Below are 24,961 nucleotides of genomic sequence, written 5' to 3'. Positions count from 1 at the left end.
TTCTAACATGTGTTTAATAAAATGTAACACCTGTTTATTCATAAATCAAATTTCCAAAAAAACTATTTTCGTTTTAACCCCAAATAATACATCATAGTAAGAGCAGAACCTAAAAAACCAAATAGAATATTTATTATAATCTGTTCATAATCTTCAAACTCAATAATTTGGTTAAAAGTATCTTTTAGTGCTTGCCACCATATATCAAAATTTCCTTCAATGTTATATTTGAATAGTGTGATACCCAAAGGCTGGATAATAAATAGGCCAATCGCAAAGCCTACTAAAATGGTAATTAATAAGTTCTTTTTATGTATCATTATTATTGAAAATAATTAACTTTTAATTGCTTCCAATCCAATTTTTTGCTTCATCTCGCTGGGTTAAATCAAAATATTTTATTTCTGCTTTTGTAAAAGGTTTCATAAATTGGGTAATCCAGTCTTGCCATTTTTTTTCACCTACCATTGCTATTTTTTCATAGTCATTGGCGTGAGCAGTATCCATTTTCAGGTCCTCCCAAAGCCCAGGTAAATCCCATCCCGTAAAATTTTCCATCTCAAAATACCATCGTACTTTCATTTTCCTATCCAAAATAGCGTGAATAAGCGGATGGATTTTTTCGATATCCATATCGGTCAGTTTCCCTTCAGCCCTTGTGGCCATAATATTATTCTTTGTTAGTTCTAATATTTGTAACATAATTTTAGTTTTAATTCTTATCCTTCCAAATCGTAAAACCATTCTTCAGCTTGCACAATAGCCTCAGCAATGGCTTTCTTATCTGTGTATTTTTTTTCTATAACCAACTGCTTAGCAATTTCAATTGCTTTTTTCCTTATCATCGGATTAAGGGAATCTAGGTCTATTTTAAAATCTTCGAACATCCAATCCATATATTTTTATTTAATGATTGAACAATTCTTTTTCCTTTTCAGGATCTATGTTTTCTTTTGATTTTTTATCCAAAAAATAATCCAGTACAATACCCACAATTATGGCACCTACGAAAGCGGTGTAAACTTGCCAATTGAATTGGATTATTAAGGAAAGACTTATAAGTATCGCCACAATGGGTAATATTGGTACTCTACCTATAGCTACAGGGACTTTAAAAGGTCGTTCTTGCTCAGGTGCTTTAAACCGTAGTACAATAAGTGCAATATTTACGGCTACAAATACAAGCAAAGCACCTAAGGAAGACATACCTGCTACAATTTTAATATCGCCCAAGAGTAAAAACCCAGCAACTGTCGCCATAACCACGAGGGTTGTAACCCAAGGGACCTTTTGGGCATTTGTTTTGGTCATAAACTTTGGTAGCTCTCCAACACTTGCCATTCCAAAAAGCAACCTGCTTATTGAAATAATACCGCTAAAAGCAGCATTAGCTGTGGCAAAAAGTGCAGCAATTGCTAAGACGATAGGCAACCAACTGTTTAGGTTAGATGCCGCAAGTGATAATGGCGAATCCACTCCTGCCAAAGCAGAAGGATCTGCGATATTTAAAACCGTAAATGCAATAAACAAGTAAATGATTGTGGTAATTACCATAGTCAATAAAAAAGCACGAGGAATTGTCTTCCCAGGATTTTTAACTTCTGAACCTAAAGCTGCCATATGTTCAAATCCTGTATATATAAAGAATAATGTAGCCGTAGCTGCCAAAGTACCGGAAATTGATTCTACTTTAAAAAACTCTGCCTTGGGTGGACCAGTTTCCATAAGTCCAAACACTATCAATAACAACAACCCCAATAGTTGAATGCTGACCATTATAATATTTGCTGTAGATGATTTTTTAATGCCCGTAATACTTACCAATGAGAGCAATATTAAAATGCCATAACTAATCAATAGAGAGGGTACACTAAAAAATGTATTGAAATATCCAGCAAAAGCCAATAGTACTGCTGCAATTGTAGCCGAGCTATGAAAAGCAATTGTCCACCCAGTGAGAAATGAGGGTATATCCACCTTTGGAAAAGCTTTTCTTACAAATATGAATTCTGCTCCTGCATTAGGATAAGTTGAAGATAATTCGGCATAGGACATAGCCGATATACCAGCAGCAATCGCAGCAAAAATAAAGCTCAACCAAAGGTCTGTGCCCGCTTGTCCAGCTGCTGCGCCTATAACTGTATAAATACCTGCACCCACAATTGTTCCTACACCATAAAAAGTGAGTCGAAGGGTACCTAATGATTTTTTTAATTCTGCCATTTTATATGTATTTTATTTTCCATTCGATTATTTTAAATTTCTTTTTTCCATCTCTGCCTTTACGATGCCACGCTCAATAGCCTCGTCTTTAGAGCATTTGTTGTTCAAATGGAAATCCGTCGCATATTTTAATGCTAATGCTCTAATATTTTCATCCAGCACATTGAGCCTTTCTTGGTAATCACTGAACAGGTCATCCTTCATTTTAAAATAGTTTTAGAACAAAAAACACCATCGTCAATAGATAAATTATATACGCCGCATCGAACACGAATATCTGCCATCTGTTAAAACCGTGAAGTTCTTTGCTTTGATGAATAAATAGGGAATACAAAAGTGGCATAAGGCCCACGAATGCGAGATTGACCCAGAACAACTGGAAATCCTCGATAGGGGTGGTTACCAGTGCCAACGGGAAAAATGCCACCGTCATCGTAACGGCATTATCCGCAATCACGCTGGTGGTGCCCGCTGTTACCTCGCCACCCTTTACCACGCTCCAGGTCTTGAATATTTCAGGCGCGGTGGTCATTATACCCGTGATGAACAATCCGCCAACGATTTCAGAGATGCTTAGGGCCGAAACAATATTTTCAGTGGCCTTTACGATGAAAAAAGCTCCTACCGCTATCGCCATAGCTCCGGCAATCGATAACCAAATCTGTTTTTTGTCCCACTCCACTTTTTTTCCCTTTTCCCTGCCTCTTATGATGGCGTGGGCCAGAAAGGCGGCATAGGCCGCGAGCATAATCCAACCGTCAATGGGCTGAAGGCCACGCCAGGCTTTGGGAAGCGTTAATATAGCCACCAAACCGATAATTGCCAGATAGGGGATAGATAATACCGAAACAGAACGTTTGTTCAAGGATAGTACCTTATTATCTAGGTGTTTTTGATGCTCATCATTGTTCTTGAAACGCTTTCGCGAAGCGAAATAGGCTATGGTAACCATTAACGGAATGGAAATGATATTTGAGCCCAATAGGTTGCCCAGGCCAATATCCGAAACACCTCGTGCCGCACTGGTAATGTTTATGGCCACTTCGGGGCTCGCCGTTACAATAGCAAGAAAAGCGGCTCCTGCTGAAGCCGTCAGGCCCCATTGTTTGCGGAGCATCTTTAAAGGCGTCAGGAGTTGGTCCGCACCCCAATGAGCAGCCCAAGCTGCCAACCCCAATACTACTACCCAAAGCCAGACGTTCATAACTAATCTATTTTTATAATTGTTCTGTAACCTTCAGTATATTTCAACTTTTTCTTATCCGATATTTTCTGGTCTTTTCTTTGTTTGTTTTGAAAGATCAGGAGTAAAATAACCCCCGTGCTAATCCAAACATCTGCGGTATTGAATACAGGGTCGAAAAAAGTAAATTCATTGCCTCCCAATAATGGCAGCCATTCCGGAAGCCTTGTATCAATAATTGGAAAGAACCACATATCCACCACATTGCCATTTAAAAATCCAGCATAACCACCGCCTGATGGGAATATTTCTGCAATGTTCTGTAATGCCGGATCACTTTTTTCAAAAATCAGTCCGTAAAATGCACCGTCAATCAAATTACCCAATGCACCTGCGTATATAAATGCTGCACAGACTATAAAGACCTTTGCATATCCCTCGCGTATCATCTTTTTGATGTAAAAAGTCCCCCAAATAACGGCTACGAAACGAAATAGTATTAAAACAAATTTGGCCAGATATCCCTGCCCAAATTTAAAGCCCCAGGCCATTCCTGAATTTTCCAAAAAATGCAAGCGAAACCAATCCAGGCCAAATACGTAGTACTCCTCGCCATAATAAAAATGGGTCTTCACATAAATCTTTATGGCCTGGTCTATTACCAACAACAGTAAAATCAATAATGCTACATTTCGTTTATTCATAATCATCTTGTTGTTGTTACCTATACATATTGTGTATCACATATTTAATTATTTCGAAAGTTTCAATATCCTTATGGCGCCCCGCATCACAAACGTGAAAACGATTCCGCCAATTACCAAATCAGGCCATTTGCTATTCAGAAAATAGACCAAAACACCGGCCAGTATTACCCCTCCGTTTACGATGATATCATTTGAAGTAAAAATAGCACTGGCCTGCATATGCGCCTCCTTACTTTTGGCCTTGTTGATCAACCAAAGTGAAATGAGATTTCCTAGTAGGGCAAAAATGGAAACAATGATCATCCATTGAAATAATGGAGTTTCACTTTCACTGAAAAACCTTCTCAATACCTCCATAAACCCCAGTGTTGCCAAGGCCATCTGAAAATACCCGCTAAACTTTGCAACTTTCTTTTTTCTGGAAATGGCACCACCTACTGCAAATAAACTTAGCGCATATACTATCGAATCTGCCAGCATATCCAGTGAATCTGCAATAAGGCCCATAGAAGAAGAGATCCACCCCGTGGTCATTTCGATAACGAAAAAGCCAAAATTGATTCCCAAGACCCACCAAAGAATCTTTTTTTGTTTGGATTGGTCTTCCATTACAGGAGGTTCGGCTTCTTCGGTTCCCTGAAGTTTTTCATTGAACTTTAATTCTGCAATTGATGAACGTATCTCTTCGATCGTATCTATATGGTACACTTCCAACTTTCTGTTGGGTATATCAAAATCCAGGTATTTAACTTGGGTGTAAGTCTCCAACTTCATCCGGAGCATCTGCTCTTCCGAGGGACAGTCCATTTTAGTTATTATAAAAGTGCTCTTATTCATTTATATATGCTACTGGATTATTTAATTTAAAGCTTGATTACTTGGTGTTTGAAATATTCAAGTTTGCTCCACTTTTGTTAAGATTTACTATTTTTAATTTTATCTTTAATATATGTCTCGGCTTCGCCTAGGGTAGTTATTTTGTCGGCTTCATCATCTGAGATGGTTATATTGAACTCATTTTCAAACTCCAGCATCAATTCCACCATATCCAAAATATCGGCTCCCAGGTCTTCCCTAAAATTTGCTTCCGGTCTCAATAGGTTTGGATATCTTCCAAATTTATTGACCAAGAGCTTGTTGAACCTTATTTTAAAATCTTCCATCCGTTCTTCATTTATTTATTTATGTGATTCTATATATCTTTCAAAAATTGACTTCAAGCTATCCAAATATTCCACGAACGAGCTGACGGAAAGCTCCCGTGTTTCGCAATCAGGGATTGTAATAGGATTTTCATCGAGATATTGGTATAGTTCAGGGTAGTCCTGCTCAATTCTCAATGTCAATTCGTTAATTTCCTTGGTCAATTGCTGAAGTTTCTTCATCTTTTATATTCTTTATTGTGCCAGTTATTGTATATATTAAATATGCAATGCCCTATCATCTGTAGCGGCCAGACACGCCTCTTTAAAGGTCTCTGAAAATGTGGGATGCCCGTGTGACATTCTTGCAATGTCTTCGGCAGATGCCCTAAATTCCATCGCTACCACCGCTTCGGTATAACTGTCTGCAATGCGTGGGCCTATCATATGCACCCCCAATATTTCATCGGTCCGCTTATCTGCGATTACCTTTATAAAACCATCGGTATCCATACTTATCTTTGCCCGTGCGTTTGCCTTATAAGGGAAAGAGCCTATTTTTATATTTCTATTGGCCTTTTTCAATTCTTCTTCCGTCAAGCCTACGCCGGCGACCTCGGGCTGGGTGTACACGATATTTGGGATGAGCGAATAATTAATGTGGGGCTTTTGGCCAACAATCGTTTCGGCTACAAAAACACCTTCTTCACTGGCTTTATGGGCAAGCATTGCCCCGCGGATTACATCCCCTATGGCATAAACTCCCTTGACGTTGGTTTCGAGGTTCTCATCCACCGTTATCTGTCCCTTTTCGTTGGTTTCCACTCCTATATTTTCAAGTCCTAAATTTGCGGTGTACGGTCTTCGGCCAATGGCCATAAGGCAATAATCGCCATCTAAACCCATTTCTTCTTTATCGGAAAGGTTTTCCGCTTTCAACTCCACTTTGTTATCCGTTGCTGTTGCATCCGTCACCTTATGCTGTAGATAAAAATCAATTCCCTGTTTTCTTAGGGAACGGTGCAATTGATGTCCCAGCGCACCATCCATAGTGGCGATGAGGCTATCAAAATATTCTACTATGGAAACCTTTGAGCCCAAACGGGCGAATATGGAACCTATCTCAACACCGATAACGCCACCGCCAACGACCATTAAATGCTTGGGGATTTCCCGTAGGGCAAGGGCTTCGGTAGAAGAGATAATGCGCTTTTTGTCGATTTTAATATTGGGCAATGAAGCGGGTTTGGACCCGGTGGCAATAATGATTTTATCGGTTTCTATGGTTTCCGTTTTATCTTCGCCCTTAATCTCAATCGTGTTTTTGTCCTTGATAGTGCCGTGGCCTTCATAAACGGTAACCTTGTTTTTTTTCATCAGATAGTCAACGCCATTGATGATTTCCTTTACGACGTCCTGAACCCTTTGGTTCATTTTTATAATATCGACATTTGCTTCTTTTACATCAATCCCAAAATTTTCAAATTGATGCTTGAGTTTGTAATAATGTTCAGAAGCTTCCAGCCAGGCTTTTGATGGGATACAGCCCACATTTAAGCAGGTTCCTCCCAGGGTGCTATACCTTTCAACAATGGCCACTTTTAAACCTAACTGGGCGCAACGGATGGCACTTACATACCCACCCGGACCAGATCCTATAATAGTTACATCAAATTTTTCCATAGTTACATAATGTTGTTTAAGTTAGAGAAGGTACAAGAAACCTGAACCTAATCATTAGGCGCAAGGGTTTAAAGTTCTAGTCCTCCACCTGTTATTTCTCCCTGCATTTTTTACATATCCCTATTAAGACTAAATTCACATTGTTTACCTCATATTCGTCCGGCAAGCTTTCTTCCGGTATCTTATTTGGTAAACAGATTGTTTTCCTACAATCGGTACAATGAAAGTGCATATGTAAATCTGTACCGTGATTACCTTTGGCATTTTCTCCGGAAATCGCAAATTTTGCCACTCCTGTCCCATCGTTGATCTGATGAATGAGCCCTTTATCCTCAAAAGTCTTGAGGCTGCGATAAAAGGTAGTTCTGTTTGCTGTCTTATTTGTATCGCTCTTTTGAACAAAGGCCTTTTTCAAATCGGAAAAGGACACGGCACTTTGTTTCCTTTTTAGGAACTTGTATATCTTCGACCGCATTTTAGTAGGTCGAATACCGTAATTTGATAATATTTTTTCCGTTTTGGTCATCGAAATTTTACAGTATCAAAACCTTAGAGAGAGTCCTCCACCGGCACCAAAGCGGTTATCATAACTTCCCATCAGGGAAAAATTCTTGGATAAAAAATATTCAATACCTGTGCTCCAAGTAATCTCTTTTTTGAAATTATCTCCTTGAGGCAGTTCATCTACCCACCCAAAATCTGCCTGGTACTCGTACATTCCGAACAATATTGTTCGTGGAAAAATACTGATTGCACGGCTCAAGCTAATCTGCGGGCGTAGCTTACTATCCATCCTCACATCCAATGTAAATAAGTAGGGCGTAAGATATCGTACCCCTGCTATTGCCGTTGTTGTTATCTCATCGAGGCTATCCTCCATTTCATTTTCGACATTTATACCGCCAAAAACAGTCAAATAATCATAAAGGTATCTATCATAAGCAGCTTCTACCTCCATATTTTTGTTCCACCCGTATTCTCCCCTGAAACTAAATTGGTTACGAATATTGGATGAAATAAGGTTCAATGTGGTCATATGTGATGCTGCATCTATCATTCCATAGGAATAATACTGATCGGTCTCATCCAGAAGCTTGGAGACCGGATATTCTTCTAGCCTTGGATCCCTAGGGGTGTCATAGCTTACAATGCGTGCCATACCACTTACTAAATGGTAAAGGATATGGCAATGGAAAAACCAATCGCCGTATTCATTGCCATAGAATTCAATGGTTACCTGTTGCATTGGAGGAACATTGACCGTGTGCTTTAGAGGGGAATATTCCCCATTCTCGTTGATCACCCTGAAAAAGTGGCCGTGAAGGTGCATCGGGTGGTGCATCATAGTCAAATTGTTGAAGGTAATCCTGGTTACCTCGTCTCCCTTGATCTTTATTTTATCTGCTTCAGATAGAGGAACACCGTTCATACTCCAAATATAGCGTTGCATATTCCCGGTAAGGTTCAATAGGATTTCGGTTACGGGCACATCGGGATCATAGCTGGTCTTTTCTGCCGACTTCAGGTAGTCATAGTTGTATTGCGAAAACATATCCATTCCCTGCATTCCGTCTTTTTCGTTCATTTTCATTTGATTCATATCATCCATTTGAACAGGCTCTTTCATATCGGAATCCTTTTTGGTGTCCATCTTTGCTATTTTGGAAGGATCCATCTGGATTGAATCCTTTTTCATTGCCATACCCTTCATTTTGGACTCGTCCTTATTCATTGTGCCCATATCCATTTCCTTCATTCCTTCCATCTGCATATAATCGACCTTTTGCATACCCCAATCCTCAGCCATTTTATAAGGATCTACCTTATTAGGCCTAAATTTTAAGCCGGGTGCGCCCATTCTCATCTTCATTTTGGCCATTTGCTGCATCATTCCTATCTTATCGGGCTTGGGAACGTCCGGTGCATCAATGATCGGGCCTTTACCCAAATAAGCAGTTGCGGTACCGGAGCCATCCTGGGCCATAATTTTAAATTCAAGTTTGCCATTCTCCGGTATGGTCACGATGAAATCGTAGGTTTCCGCAACCGCAATGAATGTTTTGTTCTTTTTTACGGGAACAACATCCAACCCATCTGCCGAGACAAGCAAAGGGTCCGGGCCGCCAAATGTCATCCAGAACGAAGTGGAGGCAGAGCCATCAATGATACGGAGACGGACTTTTTCCCCGGGTTTGAATTCAGGATAATCCACTTTTTCCTCTCCGTTGATGAGAAAGGCAGGATAGTAAATATCTGCTATATCCGCACTTTCCATACGTTGTCTCCAAAACTCAAATTGCGCGCCCAGCGCCCCCCTGGCAATAACCTGGTTAAGCGGTGTGGCGGTTCCTTTTCTTATATTGTACCATTCGGTGCCCCGTTTTAAAAACCGCATTACATCCCGGGGCTTTTCATTGGTCCAGTCAGATAGTATCAATACCAGTTCCTTATCATATTCCAAAGTTTTTTCTTTGGGCTGGATGACCAAAGGGCCAAAAACCCCACTTTGTTCTTGTAACATGGTATGGGAATGGTACCAATAGGTGCCGGATTGTTTTATTGCAAATTCATATTTCAAGGTTTTGCCGGGTTCTATGGGCGGTGTAGAAAGGTAGGGTACCCCATCATAAAAATTGGGCAACAACAAGCCGTGCCAATGGATGGATGTCTCCACGCTCATTTCATTCTTCACATAAATTATGGCATATTCCCCATCATTAAAATCTAATGTGGGTCCGGGTATCTGACCGTTTACGGTCATACCCATAACTGGCTTGCCGGCCTTGTTGACCTGTTCTTCCCGCAAGGTCAACGTGTATTCCCGCACAGGTAAATTGTCTACGTTTCCTTCTACGGATTTTTCGGTTTGGGCTTGTAATACTAAGGCAAGCAGCAAGGCAAAAAAAGTCAATTGAGATGTTTTCATATATAGTATTATTTTGACATTAAAAGTTAGTAACAAAAGCACAAGACACCTCCCAATGTTTACTAGCGAACTTAGAAATTAGTATTAATTGATTCAATTATTCATTCAGATTTCGTGTTTCTTCTTCAAGCAAGCCTTCAAACTCAGGCAAGGGCCTGTTTCTTTTCCTCTTCTGTTTCGACCGTACCATTTTCCCTGATATCGTTGATCGACCATTGCATTTCCATAATTTACCTACGTTGCGCCTTGATAATTTCATCAGCGAGTTTCCTTACCCGTATATCCTTAATTTGAGCACGATCACTCGTTAAAATAGCTGTTGAATGGAGGGGGTAACCATAATATTTTTCATGTAGATTATGTTTTATCGCCTGTGTTCTAATGTTTCTTAAATCTTTAAACCTCCCCGAAGGAAATTATAAAACTGGTTCCACTATTACCTCTGTTAATACAGAGTTGGAGATAAAACATTCAGCATGTGCTTTATGGTGCATTTTTTTCATTTCTTCTTCATCAGGTATATGTTCGCCGGAGAATTCTACTTTAGGTCGTAAAAACACCCTGGTCACAGCCTGTTTACTTTCCTTATTTTTCTCAACCACAGCAACGGTTTCATCCTTATAACTCTTTATAATATACTTTTTAAAAGAGGCAATAGCTAGAAAAGTCAATAAATGGCAGCTGGAAAGGGAAGCAGCGAAGGCTTCTTCAGGATTGACAAATTCAGCTTTCCCCAAATACTCCGGAGCTGCAGATGCAGTGATTTCAGAGCCTCCTCCAAAAATCCATTGATGGGTACGGTTATAATTCTTATAGGAGAAATCCTCCGAATCGAGTTTCCATTCTAATTTTACCTTGAATTCTGACATAATTTTCTTGTTTTAAATTATAAAATCTACTTTAGACAATCATTCTTAACCATGAACGTTTAATAAAAAAAATCTATTATTTATATTGAGTTTAAATAATTGTGCCTGAAGGAAATCCTTGATTTCAGACAAACAGTTTTTAGAATTTCTTTTACAGGACTTAATATTATATTTTAAATTTGGTTCGCCCTCTATTTCTCTTCTAACACTTCATTTTTTTTTGTTTTTTCATTAAGGAAAATATGCGATGCCTTAAACACCGCATACTTTTCGTTACATTAGCTTAACTGCACATCGCCATGATGCCTATGGCATGCTTCCGCACATTCATTACATGCTTGAGCACATTTCTTACAATGCTCATGATCGTGTTTTGCACATTCCTCAGCACACATCCTGCAAGCCTTTTCACAGATTAAAAGATATTCATGCGCAAGCGCAGAATTTCTCTGTAGCAACCTAGCTGCTTGTATACAAATGTCAGCACAGTCAATGTCCAACGGAATGCATCTTTCCATCATTCTGGTTTCTCCTTCTGCTAAGCTTTGAGCAGCGCAGTTTTCACAAGCTAAAGCACAGTTTAGCAAGGTTTGAACGAGTTGTTCATGATTTTCATTTTTCATAATTAAATAGATTTAAATTATATGTAGAACTATTTCTACCCAGATTGACAATAAATATCCTTTTCCAGTATTATCTTTCATTCATTTTTGAGACAAAATCAAATGTTCTCCAATTCCCACTTGCTCCGACGATAAGGCGGATAATTCGCAATATTTTTTTTATTAAGCCATCTTTTATTTCTTATACGCCAACAATCTCAAAGCATTGCCCACCACCAATAATGTAGAACCTTCGTGAACTAGTACTGCAATACCAATATTGGCAAAGCCAGAAATAGTGGCTGGAATAAGTAAAGCAACAATACCGAGACTGACCCAAAGGTTTTGCTTGATAATGGACTTTGCCTTCCTGCTTAAACCTATGGCAAAGGGCAGGGTTTCCAGCTTATCGGCCATTAGGGCAATATCAGCAGTTTCCAACGCCACATCACTGCCCGCCGCGCCCATTGCGATTCCCACAGTACTGTTTGCCATTGCAGGGGCATCGTTTACTCCATCTCCTACCATGGCGACTTTGGATTCCTGTTCTTTTAATTTTTTGATAGCCTCTACCTTTTCTTCGGGTAATAAACTACCCCAGGCATCGGTCAATCCAATTTCTTTGGCAACGGCATCGGCAACCTTTTGATTGTCCCCGGTTAGCATTACCATCCGCTTGATACCGATTTCCTTTAATTTTTTAAGGGTTTCCTTGGCCGCTTCCCGTGGGGTGTCCATTAGGGCGATGATACCGATATATTCTTTGTTTCTTCTTATGAGCATCGTGGTATTTCCGCCACCTTCAAGTTCTTTTACTTTATTCGATATTTCTTCGGATGGTTTTGCCTCATCTAGGTCATCGTACAAGTCAAGGTTCCCAATATAGATTTTATCCTTGCCCAAAGAAGCTTTGATACCTTTTCCGAGAACGGCTTCCAAATCGGACGCATCGGTAATATCAGTACCTTTCAGACGCTCTTTCCCATCCCTTACGACAGCTTTGGCCAAAGGGTGGTCGCTCAGGTTTTCAACGGCAACGGCTATCTTCAACAGTTCATTTTCTTCAATATCCCCCAATGGTACTACTTCCGTAAGTTTGGGCTTGCCTTCTGTAAGCGTGCCTGTTTTATCAAAAGCCAAGGCGGTAATGACCCCTAAATCCTCAAGTGGTCGCCCGCCTTTGATAAGCACGCCGCCACGTGCTGCCCGTGCCACACCACTTAGAACTGCGCTCGGGGTGGAAATTGCCAGTGCACAAGGACTTGCAGCAACCAATACTGCCATAGCCCTGTAGAAGCTTGCACTAAATGGCTCATCGATTACCAAAAAAGCAAAAAGTAAAATACCTACGAGAATAAGTACAGAAGGCACAAAGTACTTTTCAAACTTATCGGTAAGCAACTGAGTCGGGGATTTTTGTGTTTGTGCCTCGTTGACCAGTTTGACCAATCGCGACAGGGTAGAATCCTTTGCTTCCTTGATGACTTTTACTTCTAGCGTGTTATTACCGTTGATAGTTCCAGCAAAAACACGGTTTTCATCTTTAATCTCATCATCCTGAGAATATTCCTTGCTTGTGTCTTCTACGGGAACTTTATCCACTGGCACGCTTTCCCCTGTAATTGGGGCTTGGTTGACACTACTTTTTCCATTTACCACGACACCATCTGCGGATATTTTACTATTAGGCTTAACTACTATAATATCGCCAATGCCCAATTTTTCTATCCCGACTTCCTCTGTCTTTCCATCTTTTTTAAGCAATGCTGTTTTTGGTGCAAGGTCTGCAAGCGCGGCAATGGATTTTCTGGCCTTGTTCATTGCATAATGTTCAAGTGCGTGTCCCAAACTAAAAAGAAACAATAAAAGCGCACCTTCAGCCCATTCACCCAAAATGGCGGCACCAATGGCCGCGACCAACATTAAAAAGTCAATCTCAAAGCCCCCTTTTGCCACGGTCTGAACGGCTTCCTTAGTGGTAAAAAATCCTCCAAAGAAGTACGCGCCAATATACAGAACAAGGCTAACCCAATCAGGGATGGAATCCACATACGAGAACCCAAAGCCTATCCCGAGGAGTGCCCCACAGATAATCGAGAAAATAAGTTCGGTGTTTTTTCCAAAAATCCCACCATGGGCGTGCCCTTCTCCTTCCTCGTGGGTATCGCCCTCTTTATGCTCGTGCCCCTCTGTGGAAGTTTGCTCTTTAGTCTCTTCCTTATTCGAACGCTCCTGTTTTTTTCTGGATGCTTCGGTGTAATCATTTTCGTTTGAAGAACTCCGCAGAACCTGAAGGCCTTCCTTTTCAATCTGTTTACTTATTTCATCAAAATTTGTTTGCTTTTTATCAAACTCAAGGCGAACCATTCCAGAGGGCGAAACGGAAGCCTCCAAAACCCCATCGATTGCCAAAAGGCTTTTCTCTATGGTGCGTGCTTGCCTTGTATGTCTGATTCCTTTAACCTCAATGAGCAAATGCCCGTATTTTTTGGTAATCTCGGCACCAGTCCGTTCGGCGAGGGATTGAATGCGGTCTATAGAAATGATATCGGGGTCATAATGAAAACAGAGCTGTGGCGTGGCATCTTCCATTGTATCTGCAACGTGCACTTTTTCAATACCTTCTTTGGCCTGTAGTTCATTGATAAGCCGTTCAACACAAGTATCTTTTTCGTTAGGAACTTGCGGAAGGATTACTGGGATTTTTAACTGTAGTTTTTTCATTATACTGATATTTTAGAGTATATAGTATTCGTTCGACTTCTCTCTTTTAGGAACCTCTTCGCTATTAATCATTTGTTTGAGATTTATTTCAATGGTTGTTGCCAAATCGGTTACCGGGGTATCCATAGGTTGGTTTTCAAAAGGATCCTGCATCAAAGTGGATGTTTTTTCAATGGCAACAAAAATGATCGGTATAAAAAAGGTAATAGCGATTTCAACAACCACGTTCTTATCATCCAGTCCAAATGGCAACATTGTGGCGAATACATAGATGATCAAATGGATTAATAGGCTATGTGCTTTCGGGAAAACCGTGTTTTTTATTCGTTCGCATTTGCCCATAGAATCGCAGAGCCTTACTATCGTGCTATCTAGTTGAATTTGTTGAAACTCGTTCACTGTTTTTTCGCTTCTTGCATTGGTCAATGCCTGTGAATGTTTCAAAAGAATTGCATTGGGGACATTTTGGTCAGAGATATCTTCAAATTTTATGTAACCGGCAACATTGGGCGAAAACGGGAGGTTTCTTAAAGATTCACCCAGGGCATAGCACCAGATTATTTGACGGTTTACCGTTTCTTTTACATTATGCAAATATTGCTCATCTACCTTGTCATAAAAGGAAATTGTCTGCCTGATTAATGTACGGGAATCATTGACAATGGCGCCCCATATAATACGGGCTTCCCACCAGCGCTCATAGGCTTGATTAGTACGAAAACCCAATAATAATGCTACAGCGGTACCAAAAACCCCAGTTAACGAAATGGGAATCGAGATTTTTGCTAAAAAGCCATATTGGTCCATATAACCCACGAGAATTGCGTAGCTACCTAAAAATAATACATCATATTTTATGGTATTGAGGAAGTGGAAAATTGAAATACGTTTGTTCAGTAGCATTTTTATTGTTTAAAAGGTTATTCGATATATTACCCGCTTTATATGTAGATTGTTTTATAGATTTAAGTTTTATTCTTGAAATTTTTTCTTATTTTAAAATAGGGCAATTTTCGGGCGATCAGCAATAGGATTATAAGTAATGTGCTTGTAATACTAAGTAAGTACATCCCGAACCCCAACGCAATACCTACCCCTGCAGTTGCCCATACGGTAGCTGCCGTGGTCAACCCCACTATAGAGTTGGTTGAATTGTCCTTAAAAATAATACCGGCCCCCAGAAAACCAATGCCGGAAACGATATTGGCAACAATCCGAGTTTGGTCTGCCACATCAATATGCGTATTGATGATTGTTAAAAGTGCGGCTCCCAGACATACAGCTGCATATGTTCTGATACCGGCGTCGTGGCCATCAGTTTCCCTGTCGATGCCAATCAAAATCCCCAATAAAACTGCCAACCCTAATCTTGGCAATAACAGTAGTTCAGTTTGAAGGTCCATTTTTTATTTTTTTAAAAGGTTATTCCAATTTCAATACTAATTGTGCAAACTGTACTTGTATGGTCTTATCCAAACCTTGTATTAAGGAAGCCATACCAGTATCTGCCAATAAGACCTGTCCTGTTGCACTTATCAGGCAAGACATACTTATGCCCTGTTCTATATGGGTAATGGTTGCTTTAAATTGTGATTTAAAGGTCCTTCCTTGAAATTTAATATCTAGCGGCCAATTAAAGTCAATAGGGTCGTGGCGTTTTGATAAAAAATCCTGAGAAGGAATAGTGCCCGTGAACCGGAGTATTAAAGGGTTTTCCTGTTCTTGTAAAATGGAATTGATTTCAGGAATATCTGTTGATAAAGTCTTAAGGTCTAGTACACCGCTAACCACTTTGGATTCATAATCAAGATATAGGGCCAACTTATGGCTTTCTGCTTTGAAAGGTTTATCATCAACCAAAGTCATCATCATTATATGACCTTCTTCCGTTGTATAAATTTTTTGGGCGTTTGTCTGATAATAACTAACCAATATGATTATTAAAATTAAATGTTTAACATTCATAATATCTTCTTTATTTGTATAATTTAAAAAAAGTAGCTTCTACATTTGCTTTTAATGCTATTAATCAACTTTTGACATAAACCCATAGATGCAGCAATCTCTTCTATTTAAACCTTGATGCCACAATTAGGGCAAAACTTGGCATCCATAGGGATATCCTGCCCGCAATTGTCACATTTTCCCTTACCCAATGCTGAACCACATTTTTGACAAAAGGCCGCACCTACTTCTTTTTTCTCATCACATTTTGGGCATCTAATCTTAACCCGTGAATCTGAATAAACATCTCTGTTTTCATAATCGTGTTTGCGGTTATGCCTCCTTGAATGATGGCCTCCTCTGCCTTTTCCTCCTAACAAATGTTTTAAAAACCCCATAATATTTCGTTACTATTATTATTACTGTTATTTGAATTTTAAAGCGATAGATGGTTCCATTTTGACTAAATTTCAATCCATTTTTTGGCTTCCTGTTTTTGGTCTGGAGCGAAATATTTAATTTCGGCATTGCAAAACGGTTTCATAAATTCTGATGCCCACTTTTGCCACTTTTTTTCACCTACCAATGCTATTTTTTCATATTCCTTTTCGTGGTCAACAACTTTAGTGAAATCTTTCCATAGTTCTTCTATGTGCCAACCTTGAAAATCGTTCATCTCAAAATACCATCGTACCTTTAATCTTTTTGTAAGAATATTATGGATTAGCGGATGTATTTTTTCAAAGTCCTGTTGGTTGAGCTCACCGCTGGCAATCGTGGTAATTACGTTTTTACTTTTTATATCTGTAATCTGTAACATCTGATAAATTTAATATTGATCTTCTTCCAATGGAAGGGCAAGTATCAAGTTGACCTACACTTACTTTTCCTTTTTTAATTTTAAAGTGCCTTCTCTTTTTCCTATATGTAATATTGCTTCTGGCAAATCGAGTTCAAGCGTACCATTACCCGTACGGATATAAATAAAGTGACCTTGCATCTTGGCTCACATAGACTGGCATTCTGGCCGAGCCTATTTTTTATCGGCCTCGAGTACTTTTTTGCGTTTTTCAATTTCCTCTTCATCGATTTCACCACGTGCAACAACGTTCCCTCAGGATTTCCATTGCACTGTCTTTTTTCCGCTTTTGTCCCGGGGTGGGATATGGGATGAGAAATATCCAAAAGATGAGGATTATCCATAGTCCCCACCAAATCCAGTGTATTCCTCCTAAATACCAATCGCCCATCATAGCGTTGCTGTTTTTAAATTAATATTATATCCGTTTTTTATGTTATTCTTTTTCTGTCCATTCTTTGGCCCATTTTTTTTCATCTGGGCCGAAGAATTTAATATGTGCCCTTGTAAAGGGTATCAAAACTTCCGTAAACTGTTCCTGCCATTTTGGGTTACCCACTAATGCAACCCGTTTTAGTCGTTCCTCGTTCGGAAGTTTCAGCTCAACACCTTTCCAATACGCACTTGCGGTCCATCCCTCAAAATTTTCCATCTCAATGTACCAGAAAACTTCCGGATGGGCAGTTATATGTTCTGTTAAGACTGGTATCAAGTTTTCATAATCCTTGGCATCCAGCTTTTTCTCTGCTACCATATATACAGTAGCCTCTTTTTTATAGATTGTTATCATTGCTCATTATTTATAAATGATAATTGAATTTAAAAACCAAAGGTTTAATCCAAATTGCCACTGCATCTTTCGCAGATACCCTTTACCACCAAGTTGATATCCTCGGTAATATAACCATCAGGCAAGTTGATATGAGGGATTTTATTTTCTGTTAAACAGACCGTCTCATTACAATTGTTGCAATGAAAGTGCAAATGAAGGTCGTTGCCGACCTCGCATTCACAGTCTTCTTCGCACAGGGCATATTTAATTATGCCGGTACCATCCTCAATTTGGTGCACGATTCCTTTTTCCTCAAATGTTTTCATAGTACGGAAAAGCGTGCTCCGTTCTGAGCGTTCAAAATTTTTTTCGAGCTCGCCCAGACTAATGGCCACTTTTAGTTGCGCCAACCGCTTATAGGTCATCAGGCGCATTGCCGTAGGGCGGATACCTTTGCTTTCCAACTTTTTTACTATTTTTTCCATTCGCTACAAAAGGGGTTATAGGTCGTATCTTTTTAATGAATCGCCTGTTTTTATTTGAAAGGCATCCTCAATATTAGATAGATAAATAATACCGTCTCCAGGCTCTTCGGTTTTTCCATTGGCCATTATTATTTCAATAGCAGCTTGGGCTTCCTCATTTTGACAGACCAATTCCAGCTTAACCACAGGACTATCGGTAATACGAAAATCCAGTGACGGTCTTGCACCTTTTGACTTGAATGCGCCCGTGCCTTCTGCTTGTGAAAGGGTCATACTTTCAAATCCATTATCTGATAGTGCTTCAATGACTCTTTGGATTCGGTTCGGTTTTACAAATGCTTTTATTTCTTTCATCTTAAAAATATTTTTATGTTTTAATCGATTTTGAACCGAGCTTATTTTCTAATTTTTAACTAACTAATTAAGACGATAAACAAACTCGGAATCAAAATCTTTGATTGTTATTGAATTAATGTCCGTGTTCCAGTTCGCCCTTGATCATTTCCGAAGACAGGTTATACGCTCCGTTTATGACAACTTTGGCGTCCTTTGAAACTTCGGCAGGCAGGTTGACTTCAACAAAGCCTAAATCAGTAATACCAACCGTTACGGGTATCATTTTAAATTTTATTTTGTCCGCTTCCATTTCTTCATCTTCATCCAAAATAAAAATAAAGGATTGCTCGCCTTCTTTTATAATGGCAGCTTCCGGTACGGCAAAACCTTTTTTCTCGCCCTGCACTATGCGTCCTTCCACGTACATACCTGGCAATAGGTTTTTATCCTTGTTTTCAATATCTGCCAGAACTTCCAGAGCTTTTGGGTCTGTCTCAAAAGTTTTACCTACAGACCGAACGGTTGCCTTAAGCAGTTCATCTGGACGAGAGGCCGTGGAAAAATATATCTGTTGCCCTTGCTTGATTTGCTTTATGTCTTTTTCATATACTTTGAAGTTGACATAGATTTTTGAATTGTCGCTTATCGAGAACATTTTAGATTGTTGTGCCACGTAATCGCCAAGGCTAATCATTACTTCATCCACATACCCACTTATAGGCGAGGTAATGGGAACAGCGGAATATATCTGGCCTTCCGCCACTTTGTCCGGGTTAATGCCCAACAGTCTCAATTGGGACCGCAAACCATTGACGCTGGATGTTGTAGAACGAAATTTTGACTGTGCCATCTGAAATTCCTTGCCAGAAGAAACACCTTTATCATAAAGGGTCTGCTTACGTTCAAAATCCTGTTTCAAAAAGACCAGTTCGTCATTTTTTTCCTGATAATCCTGTTGCATTGCAATGATATCTGGGTGTTCTATATATGCCAACACCTGACCTTTCTTTACGTTATCTCCAGGGATTACTTTTATGGAACTCACATTTCCACCAACAAAAGGACTTATGTTCGCCTTGTCCTGTGGGAAAAGCTCCAGCGTTCCTGTTACTTTAATGTTGTTCCCTAAATTACGTTCCTCCAAAGGTTTCATTTCCAAACCTATGGTTTCGGCCTGTTGCTTTGTGAGTTCCACAACGCCTTCTTCCTCGCTGTGACCTTCTTCTTCTCCTTCATTGTGGCCTTCCTCGCCGTGTGCATCTTCCCCAGCTTCATTGGTTTTTGATACACCTTCGGCTTCGTTATGCCCAAGTTCAGATTTTTGGGAATCATTACAACTCATAAACATAAGTGTAAATAATACGGTACTTACTAATAGTATATTCTTCATTTTTCTTTTTTTAAGGTTATAGATTACCCAATTGATATTGTATCTCAATGGCTTGCTGATTGTATTGGCTGATGAAATCCAAGTGGTTTATTTTGATGTTGATGGCACTGTTGAGAATGGTGATATAGCTAATGTAGTCTATCTCGCCTTCCTTGTTTGCCAATTCGGCAGTGGTCAATTGTTCCTCGGCCAGCGGCAATGCTGCTTCTTCGTAGTATTGCAGCGTCTTCAGCGTTTTGTCCTGTGCTTTGTACAGTTGGGATACAAGACTTTGGGTGACCGCCTTTTGTGTCAAATACTGGTTTTCGGCGATTAAGGCATCTGCCTTGGCCGCCCTTACCCTGTTTTTTTGCGGAAGGAACCACAAGGGGATACTGATGCCCGCCTGATATGCATTGAACCCCGTAAAATCATTGTACTTGAGCTTGTCATAGCTAAGGCTGAACTTGGGCAGGAACTGGGATCTTTCGACCTTCACGTTCGCCTTGCCCACTTCTGCGTTCTGCAGGTCGTACTGTAACAAAGGGTTGTTCCCTATATCCAAACTATCAGTAACGGGCATAAGGTTTATGGTTCCATAAGGCCCATCCATCGTTTCGATGGGGCGGTCTGTCCCCAGATATTGCTTCAGTGCCCTTTTGGCGATCTCGATATCGTCATAGGCCTGTTGCCGCAACACCTGTATTTGTTGGTACTCCGAGGTGGCGGAAATGTAGGCGAGTTTTCCGGTCTCCCCGCTATCGTATCTTAATTTGGCCGCGCTTTCAAAATTGGCATAGATGCTGTCCAACCTCTCGGCGAGCTTCAGGCGTGCCTTATTGTAGGCGATCTGGTAATAGGCCTGCATCACATCACGTACCAACTGCTGCTCACTAAGGTCATAGAATTTCTCGCCCAGCTTTATGCGTTCCTTATAGAACCTGGATTTTGAAAACCCGGAAAGCAGGTCAATGTTTCCCTGTTGTACCCCAAAGGTACGCAGTCTTCCCTGATTCAGTCCTTGGTCTTCCCTGCCGGCATATAAAAAAGTGCTGCCCAGGTCAAAGCTGGTGCCCTTCAACGCCTGTTCCCTGTCTATAAACGCTTGCCCTTCCTTAAGTGTGGGATAGTTTTCCCTGCCCATAGCAATAGCCTCATCCAAAGTAATGGTCTGGGCCATCTGGCTATTCTGCGCAGTAGCGGAATTTGAGGTTAAAAAACCTCCCAAACTCAATAATATAATAATAACCGTTGCGCCTTTCTTAATGTAACTTGCGTCACCACCATTATCCTTCTTTTCTTTTCGGGATTCAAGCCAATAATACAATACAGGAAGGACCACAAGCGTTAAAAATGTTGCTGTTATCAACCCACCAATAACTACGGTTGCCAATGGACGCTGCACTTCTGCACCGCCAGAGGTAGAGATAGCCATTGGGATAAAGCCCATAATGGCCGCCGTTGCCGTAAGCAGAATTGGCCGTAAGCGTTCGTGTGTTGCCTCGTATATTCGTTTTTTTAAGTCTGTCATTCCACTTTCTTTTAGTTCATTGAATTTGTTTATCAGTACCAATCCGTTTAAAACGGCAACTCCAAAGAGCACTATAAAACCAACGCCCGCCGAAATACTAAAAGGCATCCCTCTTATCCAAAGTGCAAACACGCCGCCAATGGCCGCCAATGGCACTGCCATATAAATCATTAAGGACTGCGAGAACGAACTCAAGGCAAAATAGAGCAATATGAATATTAGGAAAAGTGCAATAGGCACTACAATCATTAATCGGTCTGAAGCACGTTGAAGGTTTTCGAACGAACCTCCGTAGGTTACAAAATAACCTGGTGGCAGTTTCACGTCCGTTTCCAATTTTTGCTGAATTTCCTCGACCATCGATTTTACATCGCGCCCACGAACATTGACCCCAACCGAAATACGGCGAGAGGTATTGTCCCTTGAAATTTGCATTGGTCCCGGCTTATAGCTGATATCTGCAACCTCCTTTAAAGGCACTTGCGCTCCGTTTGGTAAATCGATATAAAGATTTTTAAGACTGTTGATATCTTGTCGAAATTCCTTCGCCAAACGAATGACCACATCAAACCTTTTTTCGCCTTCAAAAATCACACTTGCCTGTTCTCCAGAAAATGAAGCACTCACATAATCATTCAGCTTGTCAACGGTTACACCGTATTGTGCCATTTTTGCACGGTTATATACCACTGTCATTTGTGGTAAACCGCTTGTAGCTTCCACATTGAGGTCAGCTGCTCCGGGAACGGTTCTGATGACTGCTGCGATTTCCTGTACCTTGTCGGCTAACACTTCTAAATCCTCGCCGTACAATTTAATTGCCACGTCCTCACGAACCCCTGTAAGCAATTCATTAAAACGAAGTTCTACAGGTTGGGTAAATACGAAATTTACGCCGGGAACGACTGAAATTTTTTCTTGAATTTTTTCTATGAGTTCTTCTTTGCTATCTGCGGAAGTCCATTTACTCTTATCTTTTTCAAGAATAATGTAACTATCGGCAATGTCCATAGGCATTGGGTCTGTTGGTATTTCGGCCACACCAATCCTTGAAATTACCGTTTTTACCTCGGGAAATTCATTGATTAAATTTTGAAGTTTTTTTGAAGCCTCAATAGACTCGGTAAGACTGCTCCCCGGTTTTATTAACGCTTGAAACGCAATATCGCCCTCATCAAATTTAGGTATGAATTCGCCACCCATATTGCTGAAAATAAATCCTGCAATCAGTAATAGAGCAACTGCGCCAATTACGACACCAGCTCGAAAGCGAAGTGCAAAATTGAGCAATGGTACATACCCTCTGTTTAAACCGGACATTATTTTATCACTGAACCTATCAATCTTGTTTTCAAATTTGGCAAACCAACTATTCTGATTTTTAGCAGGTTTTAGGAATAGTGCTGAAATCATTGGAACATAAGTAAGACAAAGGATAATCGCTCCTAAAACGGCAAATCCAAAAGTAAATGCCATTGGACGGAACATTTTTCCTTCTACACCAGTCAAAAAGAGAATTGGTGTAAATACAATAAGGATAATTAACTGACCAAAAAATGCTGAATTCATCATCGTGCTTGCCGATTCATAGGCTATTTCATCCATTTCAGGTTGGCCAATGGCGGTTGTGGTTTTCTTCATCCGTTGATGAATGTGGAATACCATACCTTCAACTATAATTACAGCGCCATCCACGATGATTCCAAAATCGATTGCCCCCAAGGACATTAAATTTGCCCACACTCCGAATTGTTTCATCAATATAAATGCGAAAAGCAATGATAAAGGGATTACAGAAGCTGTAATCAAGCCACCACGGAAACTTCCCAAAAGCAAGACAAGCACAAAAATCACAATCAATGAACCTTCAATAAGGTTTTTTTCAACGGTGCTTGTGGTTCTTCCAATGAGTTCACTTCGACTTAAAAATGTATCTATGTAAACACCTTCGGGTAGGGATTTTTGTATTTCTACAATGCGCTTCTCCACATTTTCGACTACGTTGCCTGGGCTTTCGCCTTTCAGCATTAAAATTTGTCCGCCAACAGTTTCGTGTCCATCTTGGGTAAACGCACCATAACGCACCTGATTACCAAAGCCTACTTTTTCGGCGACATCCCGGATTAAAACAGGGCTTCCGTTTTGTGTGGTTACAACCGTATTTTCCAAATCTTCAATGCTACGTGCCAAACCTTCTCCACGAATGAAATTTGCTTGGTGGTTTTTTTCAATGTAAGCACCACCGGTATTTGCATTGTTCACTTTCAAGGCTTCAAAGACTTGATTCATTGTAATACCGAAACTTTTCAGCTTATTAGGGTTTATGGCAACTTCATACTGCTTTACATAACCACCAAAAGCATTGACCTCTACAACTCCGGGTACTAATGCCATTTGACGTTTTACAATCCAATCTTGTATGGTACGAAGCTCCATAGCATCGTATTTATCTTCGTAGCCCTCTTTTAATTTTAAGGTGTATTGGTAGATTTCGCCAAGCCCTGTAGTTATTGGTGCCATAAATGGCGTGCCGAAGCCTTCGGGGATTTCTCCGGCAACTTCGGTTAATTTCTCTTGCACCAATTGCCGAGGAAGATAAGTGCCAGCCTCGTCCTTAAAGACAATGGTAACAACTGACAATCCAAAACGAGACACCGAACGCAGTTCGATAACATCAGGAAGATTTGCCATTGCCAATTCTACGGGATAGGTAACAAATTGTTCTATATCTTCCGTCCCCAAGTTTGGGGCCACGGTTATTACCTGTACTTGGTTGTTTGTTATGTCGGGTACAGAACCCAAGTTTATAGTGGCCATAGACCAAATACCTGTACCAACAAGTGCCACTATAAAGAGCCCAATAATAAATTTATTATTGATGGAAAATGAAATGATTTTATTAATCATAGAAAGAGTTTAATGAATTATAAATAGTAGTGAGTTGACCACAATTAAAATGGGCCACGATAATTTATAAGATACCTGCCTTTGCAGGTAATTCATTAAACCCTTGGGGGTTGGAAAAGAGATTCCAGATATCTGGAATTTAATTGGAAAGTGTAATGATTATAGTGATTTTTAGCCTCGGGGGAAAGCGTATTTATTAACGCAAGTTGAAAAGGGGCAAAGAAAACAAAATGTTGACAACATTGATGGCTTATATGCACAGGCTCATTGTCGTGGTCTGAATCTGGATGGTGGTTATCCAATTTGCCATCATCATTTATGTAATCTTCATAAAAATATTCAAAAAAAGAAAGTCCATCATTTTCTTTATGGTCTTGATAATGCGCGATAAAATGTGAAATTTCTTCAATTTGCTCACAAACTTCCATATTGGCAGCCATTCCTTGAAAAAAGAATAGAAACGACATCGATATGGAAACAAGTATTTTCATAAAGTTTGACAAATATACAAATTTATCGATGCACAGGTTGTGCAAATTAGCTATCAATATCAATTCACGAACTTTTTCTTTATTGATAATATTTTTTTCTGTAGCCAAAATGAAACTCGAACCAATAAAATCAATGCAGGCACTTCAACCAACGGCCCAGTTACTCCTGCAAATGCTTGTCCTGAATTTAGTCCGAAATCAATTGAAA

26 protein-coding genes and 2 pseudogenes are annotated in these 24,961 nt (G+C 40.0%); all 28 read right to left on the bottom strand.

Translation table 11 applies throughout. The features are described from left to right. Window positions 1-62 precede the first annotated feature (62 nt). Entirely contained in the window at window positions 63-320 is a 258-nt protein-coding gene (locus tag P163_RS06145; protein ID WP_034888726.1) for a hypothetical protein, read from the bottom strand. Window positions 321-342: 22 nt separating this feature from the next. Continuing rightward, the gene (locus P163_RS06140; RefSeq protein ID WP_034888724.1) at window positions 343-702 is read right to left on the bottom strand and encodes an STAS/SEC14 domain-containing protein; all 360 of its coding nucleotides are present in this window, start codon (window positions 700-702) and stop codon (window positions 343-345) included. Between the two features lie 17 nt (window positions 703-719). Beyond that, window positions 720-896, bottom strand: a complete 177-nt coding sequence (locus P163_RS18450; RefSeq protein WP_172822431.1) for a hypothetical protein — start codon at window positions 894-896, stop codon at window positions 720-722. 10 nt (window positions 897-906) lie between these two features. After that, the gene (locus P163_RS06135) at window positions 907-2,223 is read right to left on the bottom strand and encodes an APC family permease (protein ID WP_034888723.1); all 1,317 of its coding nucleotides are present in this window, start codon (window positions 2,221-2,223) and stop codon (window positions 907-909) included. A 27-nt stretch (window positions 2,224-2,250) separates the two neighbouring features. Beyond that, window positions 2,251-2,427 (bottom strand): hypothetical protein, encoded by a 177-nt coding sequence (locus P163_RS18445; RefSeq protein WP_197055427.1) that lies wholly within the window; start codon window positions 2,425-2,427, stop codon window positions 2,251-2,253. A gap of 1 nt (window position 2,428) precedes the next feature. Then, window positions 2,429-3,427: a sodium:calcium antiporter gene (locus P163_RS06130; protein WP_034888721.1), complete on the bottom strand. Its 999-nt coding sequence runs from the start codon at window positions 3,425-3,427 to the stop codon at window positions 2,429-2,431. A 2-nt stretch (window positions 3,428-3,429) separates the two neighbouring features. Beyond that, entirely contained in the window at window positions 3,430-4,110 is a 681-nt protein-coding gene (locus P163_RS06125; RefSeq protein WP_034893989.1) for a lipoprotein signal peptidase, read from the bottom strand. A 48-nt stretch (window positions 4,111-4,158) separates the two neighbouring features. Further along, a complete protein-coding gene (locus P163_RS06120) occupies window positions 4,159-4,950 on the bottom strand; it encodes a cation transporter (protein ID WP_034888719.1) in 792 nt (263 codons plus the stop codon). 77 nt (window positions 4,951-5,027) lie between these two features. Further along, window positions 5,028-5,276 carry an acyl carrier protein gene (gene acpP / locus P163_RS06115; protein ID WP_034888717.1) on the bottom strand — a complete coding sequence of 83 codons (249 nt, stop codon included), beginning with the start codon at window positions 5,274-5,276 and terminating at the stop codon, window positions 5,028-5,030. A gap of 258 nt (window positions 5,277-5,534) precedes the next feature. Next, window positions 5,535-6,938 carry a dihydrolipoyl dehydrogenase gene (gene lpdA / locus P163_RS06110; RefSeq protein WP_034888715.1) on the bottom strand — a complete coding sequence of 468 codons (1,404 nt, stop codon included), beginning with the start codon at window positions 6,936-6,938 and terminating at the stop codon, window positions 5,535-5,537. Window positions 6,939-7,029: 91 nt separating this feature from the next. Beyond that, window positions 7,030-7,464, bottom strand: coding sequence for a Fur family transcriptional regulator (locus tag P163_RS06105; protein ID WP_034888713.1), 435 nt, complete (start codon window positions 7,462-7,464; stop codon window positions 7,030-7,032). A 15-nt stretch (window positions 7,465-7,479) separates the two neighbouring features. Further along, a complete protein-coding gene (locus P163_RS06100) occupies window positions 7,480-9,864 on the bottom strand; it encodes a multicopper oxidase domain-containing protein (RefSeq protein ID WP_034888711.1) in 2,385 nt (794 codons plus the stop codon). 97 nt (window positions 9,865-9,961) lie between these two features. Next, window positions 9,962-10,196, bottom strand: a pseudogene (locus tag P163_RS18540) (DUF305 domain-containing protein); the annotation flags it as partial. Between the two features lie 84 nt (window positions 10,197-10,280). After that, complete coding sequence (locus tag P163_RS06095; protein WP_034888709.1) at window positions 10,281-10,733, bottom strand: OsmC family protein; 453 nt, start codon at window positions 10,731-10,733, stop codon at window positions 10,281-10,283. Window positions 10,734-11,011: 278 nt separating this feature from the next. Next, a complete protein-coding gene (locus P163_RS06090; protein WP_034888707.1) occupies window positions 11,012-11,356 on the bottom strand; it encodes a four-helix bundle copper-binding protein in 345 nt (114 codons plus the stop codon). A 174-nt stretch (window positions 11,357-11,530) separates the two neighbouring features. Beyond that, window positions 11,531-14,059 (bottom strand): heavy metal translocating P-type ATPase, encoded by a 2,529-nt coding sequence (locus P163_RS06085; protein WP_034888704.1) that lies wholly within the window; start codon window positions 14,057-14,059, stop codon window positions 11,531-11,533. A gap of 12 nt (window positions 14,060-14,071) precedes the next feature. Then, window positions 14,072-14,962: a bestrophin family protein gene (locus P163_RS06080; protein ID WP_034888702.1), complete on the bottom strand. Its 891-nt coding sequence runs from the start codon at window positions 14,960-14,962 to the stop codon at window positions 14,072-14,074. Between the two features lie 62 nt (window positions 14,963-15,024). Then, window positions 15,025-15,462, bottom strand: coding sequence for an MgtC/SapB family protein (locus P163_RS06075; protein ID WP_034888699.1), 438 nt, complete (start codon window positions 15,460-15,462; stop codon window positions 15,025-15,027). 19 nt (window positions 15,463-15,481) lie between these two features. Further along, window positions 15,482-16,024, bottom strand: a complete 543-nt coding sequence (locus P163_RS06070) for a hypothetical protein (protein WP_034888697.1) — start codon at window positions 16,022-16,024, stop codon at window positions 15,482-15,484. A gap of 107 nt (window positions 16,025-16,131) precedes the next feature. Then, window positions 16,132-16,401 carry a zinc ribbon domain-containing protein gene (locus tag P163_RS18810; protein ID WP_081891302.1) on the bottom strand — a complete coding sequence of 90 codons (270 nt, stop codon included), beginning with the start codon at window positions 16,399-16,401 and terminating at the stop codon, window positions 16,132-16,134. A 65-nt stretch (window positions 16,402-16,466) separates the two neighbouring features. Further along, window positions 16,467-16,823 (bottom strand): STAS/SEC14 domain-containing protein, encoded by a 357-nt coding sequence (locus tag P163_RS06060; RefSeq protein WP_034888692.1) that lies wholly within the window; start codon window positions 16,821-16,823, stop codon window positions 16,467-16,469. Window positions 16,824-17,298: 475 nt separating this feature from the next. Beyond that, complete coding sequence (locus tag P163_RS06050) at window positions 17,299-17,652, bottom strand: STAS/SEC14 domain-containing protein (RefSeq protein WP_034888690.1); 354 nt, start codon at window positions 17,650-17,652, stop codon at window positions 17,299-17,301. 44 nt (window positions 17,653-17,696) lie between these two features. Then, a complete protein-coding gene (locus P163_RS06045) occupies window positions 17,697-18,119 on the bottom strand; it encodes a Fur family transcriptional regulator (protein WP_034888688.1) in 423 nt (140 codons plus the stop codon). 15 nt (window positions 18,120-18,134) lie between these two features. Beyond that, window positions 18,135-18,473 carry a P-II family nitrogen regulator gene (locus tag P163_RS06040; protein WP_034888687.1) on the bottom strand — a complete coding sequence of 113 codons (339 nt, stop codon included), beginning with the start codon at window positions 18,471-18,473 and terminating at the stop codon, window positions 18,135-18,137. A 115-nt stretch (window positions 18,474-18,588) separates the two neighbouring features. Continuing rightward, window positions 18,589-19,845 (bottom strand): efflux RND transporter periplasmic adaptor subunit, encoded by a 1,257-nt coding sequence (locus P163_RS06035; protein WP_034893986.1) that lies wholly within the window; start codon window positions 19,843-19,845, stop codon window positions 18,589-18,591. Window positions 19,846-19,861: 16 nt separating this feature from the next. After that, window positions 19,862-24,262, bottom strand: a complete 4,401-nt coding sequence (locus P163_RS06030) for a CusA/CzcA family heavy metal efflux RND transporter (protein WP_034888685.1) — start codon at window positions 24,260-24,262, stop codon at window positions 19,862-19,864. A gap of 95 nt (window positions 24,263-24,357) precedes the next feature. After that, complete coding sequence (locus P163_RS06025; protein ID WP_231556167.1) at window positions 24,358-24,753, bottom strand: hypothetical protein; 396 nt, start codon at window positions 24,751-24,753, stop codon at window positions 24,358-24,360. Between the two features lie 59 nt (window positions 24,754-24,812). Next, a pseudogene (locus tag P163_RS18805) lies at window positions 24,813-24,950 on the bottom strand (arsenical-resistance protein); the annotation flags it as partial. Between the last annotated feature and the right edge of the window lie 11 nt (window positions 24,951-24,961).

This window comes from Gillisia sp. Hel_I_29, from assembly GCF_000744275.1.
Lineage (GTDB): Bacteria > Bacteroidota > Bacteroidia > Flavobacteriales > Flavobacteriaceae > Gillisia.
The sequence above is the reverse complement of the archived record's forward strand: the minus strand, read 5'-3'. Positions and strand labels throughout refer to the sequence as shown.

Bases quoted from the DNA above. Each gene is read 5' to 3' on its own strand.
- P163_RS06145 (WP_034888726.1), bottom strand. From the start codon at position 320: ATGATACATAAAAAGAACTTATTAATTACCATTTTAGTAGGCTTTGCG.
- P163_RS06140 (WP_034888724.1), bottom strand. From the start codon at position 702: ATGTTACAAATATTAGAACTAACAAAGAATAATATTATGGCCACAAGG.
- P163_RS18450 (WP_172822431.1), bottom strand. From the start codon at position 896: ATGGATTGGATGTTCGAAGATTTTAAAATAGACCTAGATTCCCTTAAT.
- P163_RS06135 (WP_034888723.1), bottom strand. From the start codon at position 2,223: ATGGCAGAATTAAAAAAATCATTAGGTACCCTTCGACTCACTTTTTAT.
- P163_RS18445 (WP_197055427.1), bottom strand. From the start codon at position 2,427: ATGAAGGATGACCTGTTCAGTGATTACCAAGAAAGGCTCAATGTGCTG.
- P163_RS06130 (WP_034888721.1), bottom strand. From the start codon at position 3,427: ATGAACGTCTGGCTTTGGGTAGTAGTATTGGGGTTGGCAGCTTGGGCT.
- P163_RS06125 (WP_034893989.1), bottom strand. From the start codon at position 4,110: ATGAATAAACGAAATGTAGCATTATTGATTTTACTGTTGTTGGTAATA.
- P163_RS06120 (WP_034888719.1), bottom strand. From the start codon at position 4,950: ATGAATAAGAGCACTTTTATAATAACTAAAATGGACTGTCCCTCGGAA.
- acpP (WP_034888717.1), bottom strand. From the start codon at position 5,276: ATGGAAGATTTTAAAATAAGGTTCAACAAGCTCTTGGTCAATAAATTT.
- lpdA (WP_034888715.1), bottom strand. From the start codon at position 6,938: ATGGAAAAATTTGATGTAACTATTATAGGATCTGGTCCGGGTGGGTAT.
- P163_RS06105 (WP_034888713.1), bottom strand. From the start codon at position 7,464: ATGACCAAAACGGAAAAAATATTATCAAATTACGGTATTCGACCTACT.
- P163_RS06100 (WP_034888711.1), bottom strand. From the start codon at position 9,864: ATGAAAACATCTCAATTGACTTTTTTTGCCTTGCTGCTTGCCTTAGTA.
- P163_RS06095 (WP_034888709.1), bottom strand. From the start codon at position 10,733: ATGTCAGAATTCAAGGTAAAATTAGAATGGAAACTCGATTCGGAGGAT.
- P163_RS06090 (WP_034888707.1), bottom strand. From the start codon at position 11,356: ATGAAAAATGAAAATCATGAACAACTCGTTCAAACCTTGCTAAACTGT.
- P163_RS06085 (WP_034888704.1), bottom strand. From the start codon at position 14,059: ATGAAAAAACTACAGTTAAAAATCCCAGTAATCCTTCCGCAAGTTCCT.
- P163_RS06080 (WP_034888702.1), bottom strand. From the start codon at position 14,962: ATGCTACTGAACAAACGTATTTCAATTTTCCACTTCCTCAATACCATA.
- P163_RS06075 (WP_034888699.1), bottom strand. From the start codon at position 15,462: ATGGACCTTCAAACTGAACTACTGTTATTGCCAAGATTAGGGTTGGCA.
- P163_RS06070 (WP_034888697.1), bottom strand. From the start codon at position 16,024: ATGAATGTTAAACATTTAATTTTAATAATCATATTGGTTAGTTATTAT.
- P163_RS18810 (WP_081891302.1), bottom strand. From the start codon at position 16,401: ATGGGGTTTTTAAAACATTTGTTAGGAGGAAAAGGCAGAGGAGGCCAT.
- P163_RS06060 (WP_034888692.1), bottom strand. From the start codon at position 16,823: ATGTTACAGATTACAGATATAAAAAGTAAAAACGTAATTACCACGATT.
- P163_RS06050 (WP_034888690.1), bottom strand. From the start codon at position 17,652: ATGATAACAATCTATAAAAAAGAGGCTACTGTATATATGGTAGCAGAG.
- P163_RS06045 (WP_034888688.1), bottom strand. From the start codon at position 18,119: ATGGAAAAAATAGTAAAAAAGTTGGAAAGCAAAGGTATCCGCCCTACG.
- P163_RS06040 (WP_034888687.1), bottom strand. From the start codon at position 18,473: ATGAAAGAAATAAAAGCATTTGTAAAACCGAACCGAATCCAAAGAGTC.
- P163_RS06035 (WP_034893986.1), bottom strand. From the start codon at position 19,845: ATGAAGAATATACTATTAGTAAGTACCGTATTATTTACACTTATGTTT.
- P163_RS06030 (WP_034888685.1), bottom strand. From the start codon at position 24,262: ATGATTAATAAAATCATTTCATTTTCCATCAATAATAAATTTATTATT.
- P163_RS06025 (WP_231556167.1), bottom strand. From the start codon at position 24,753: ATGAAAATACTTGTTTCCATATCGATGTCGTTTCTATTCTTTTTTCAA.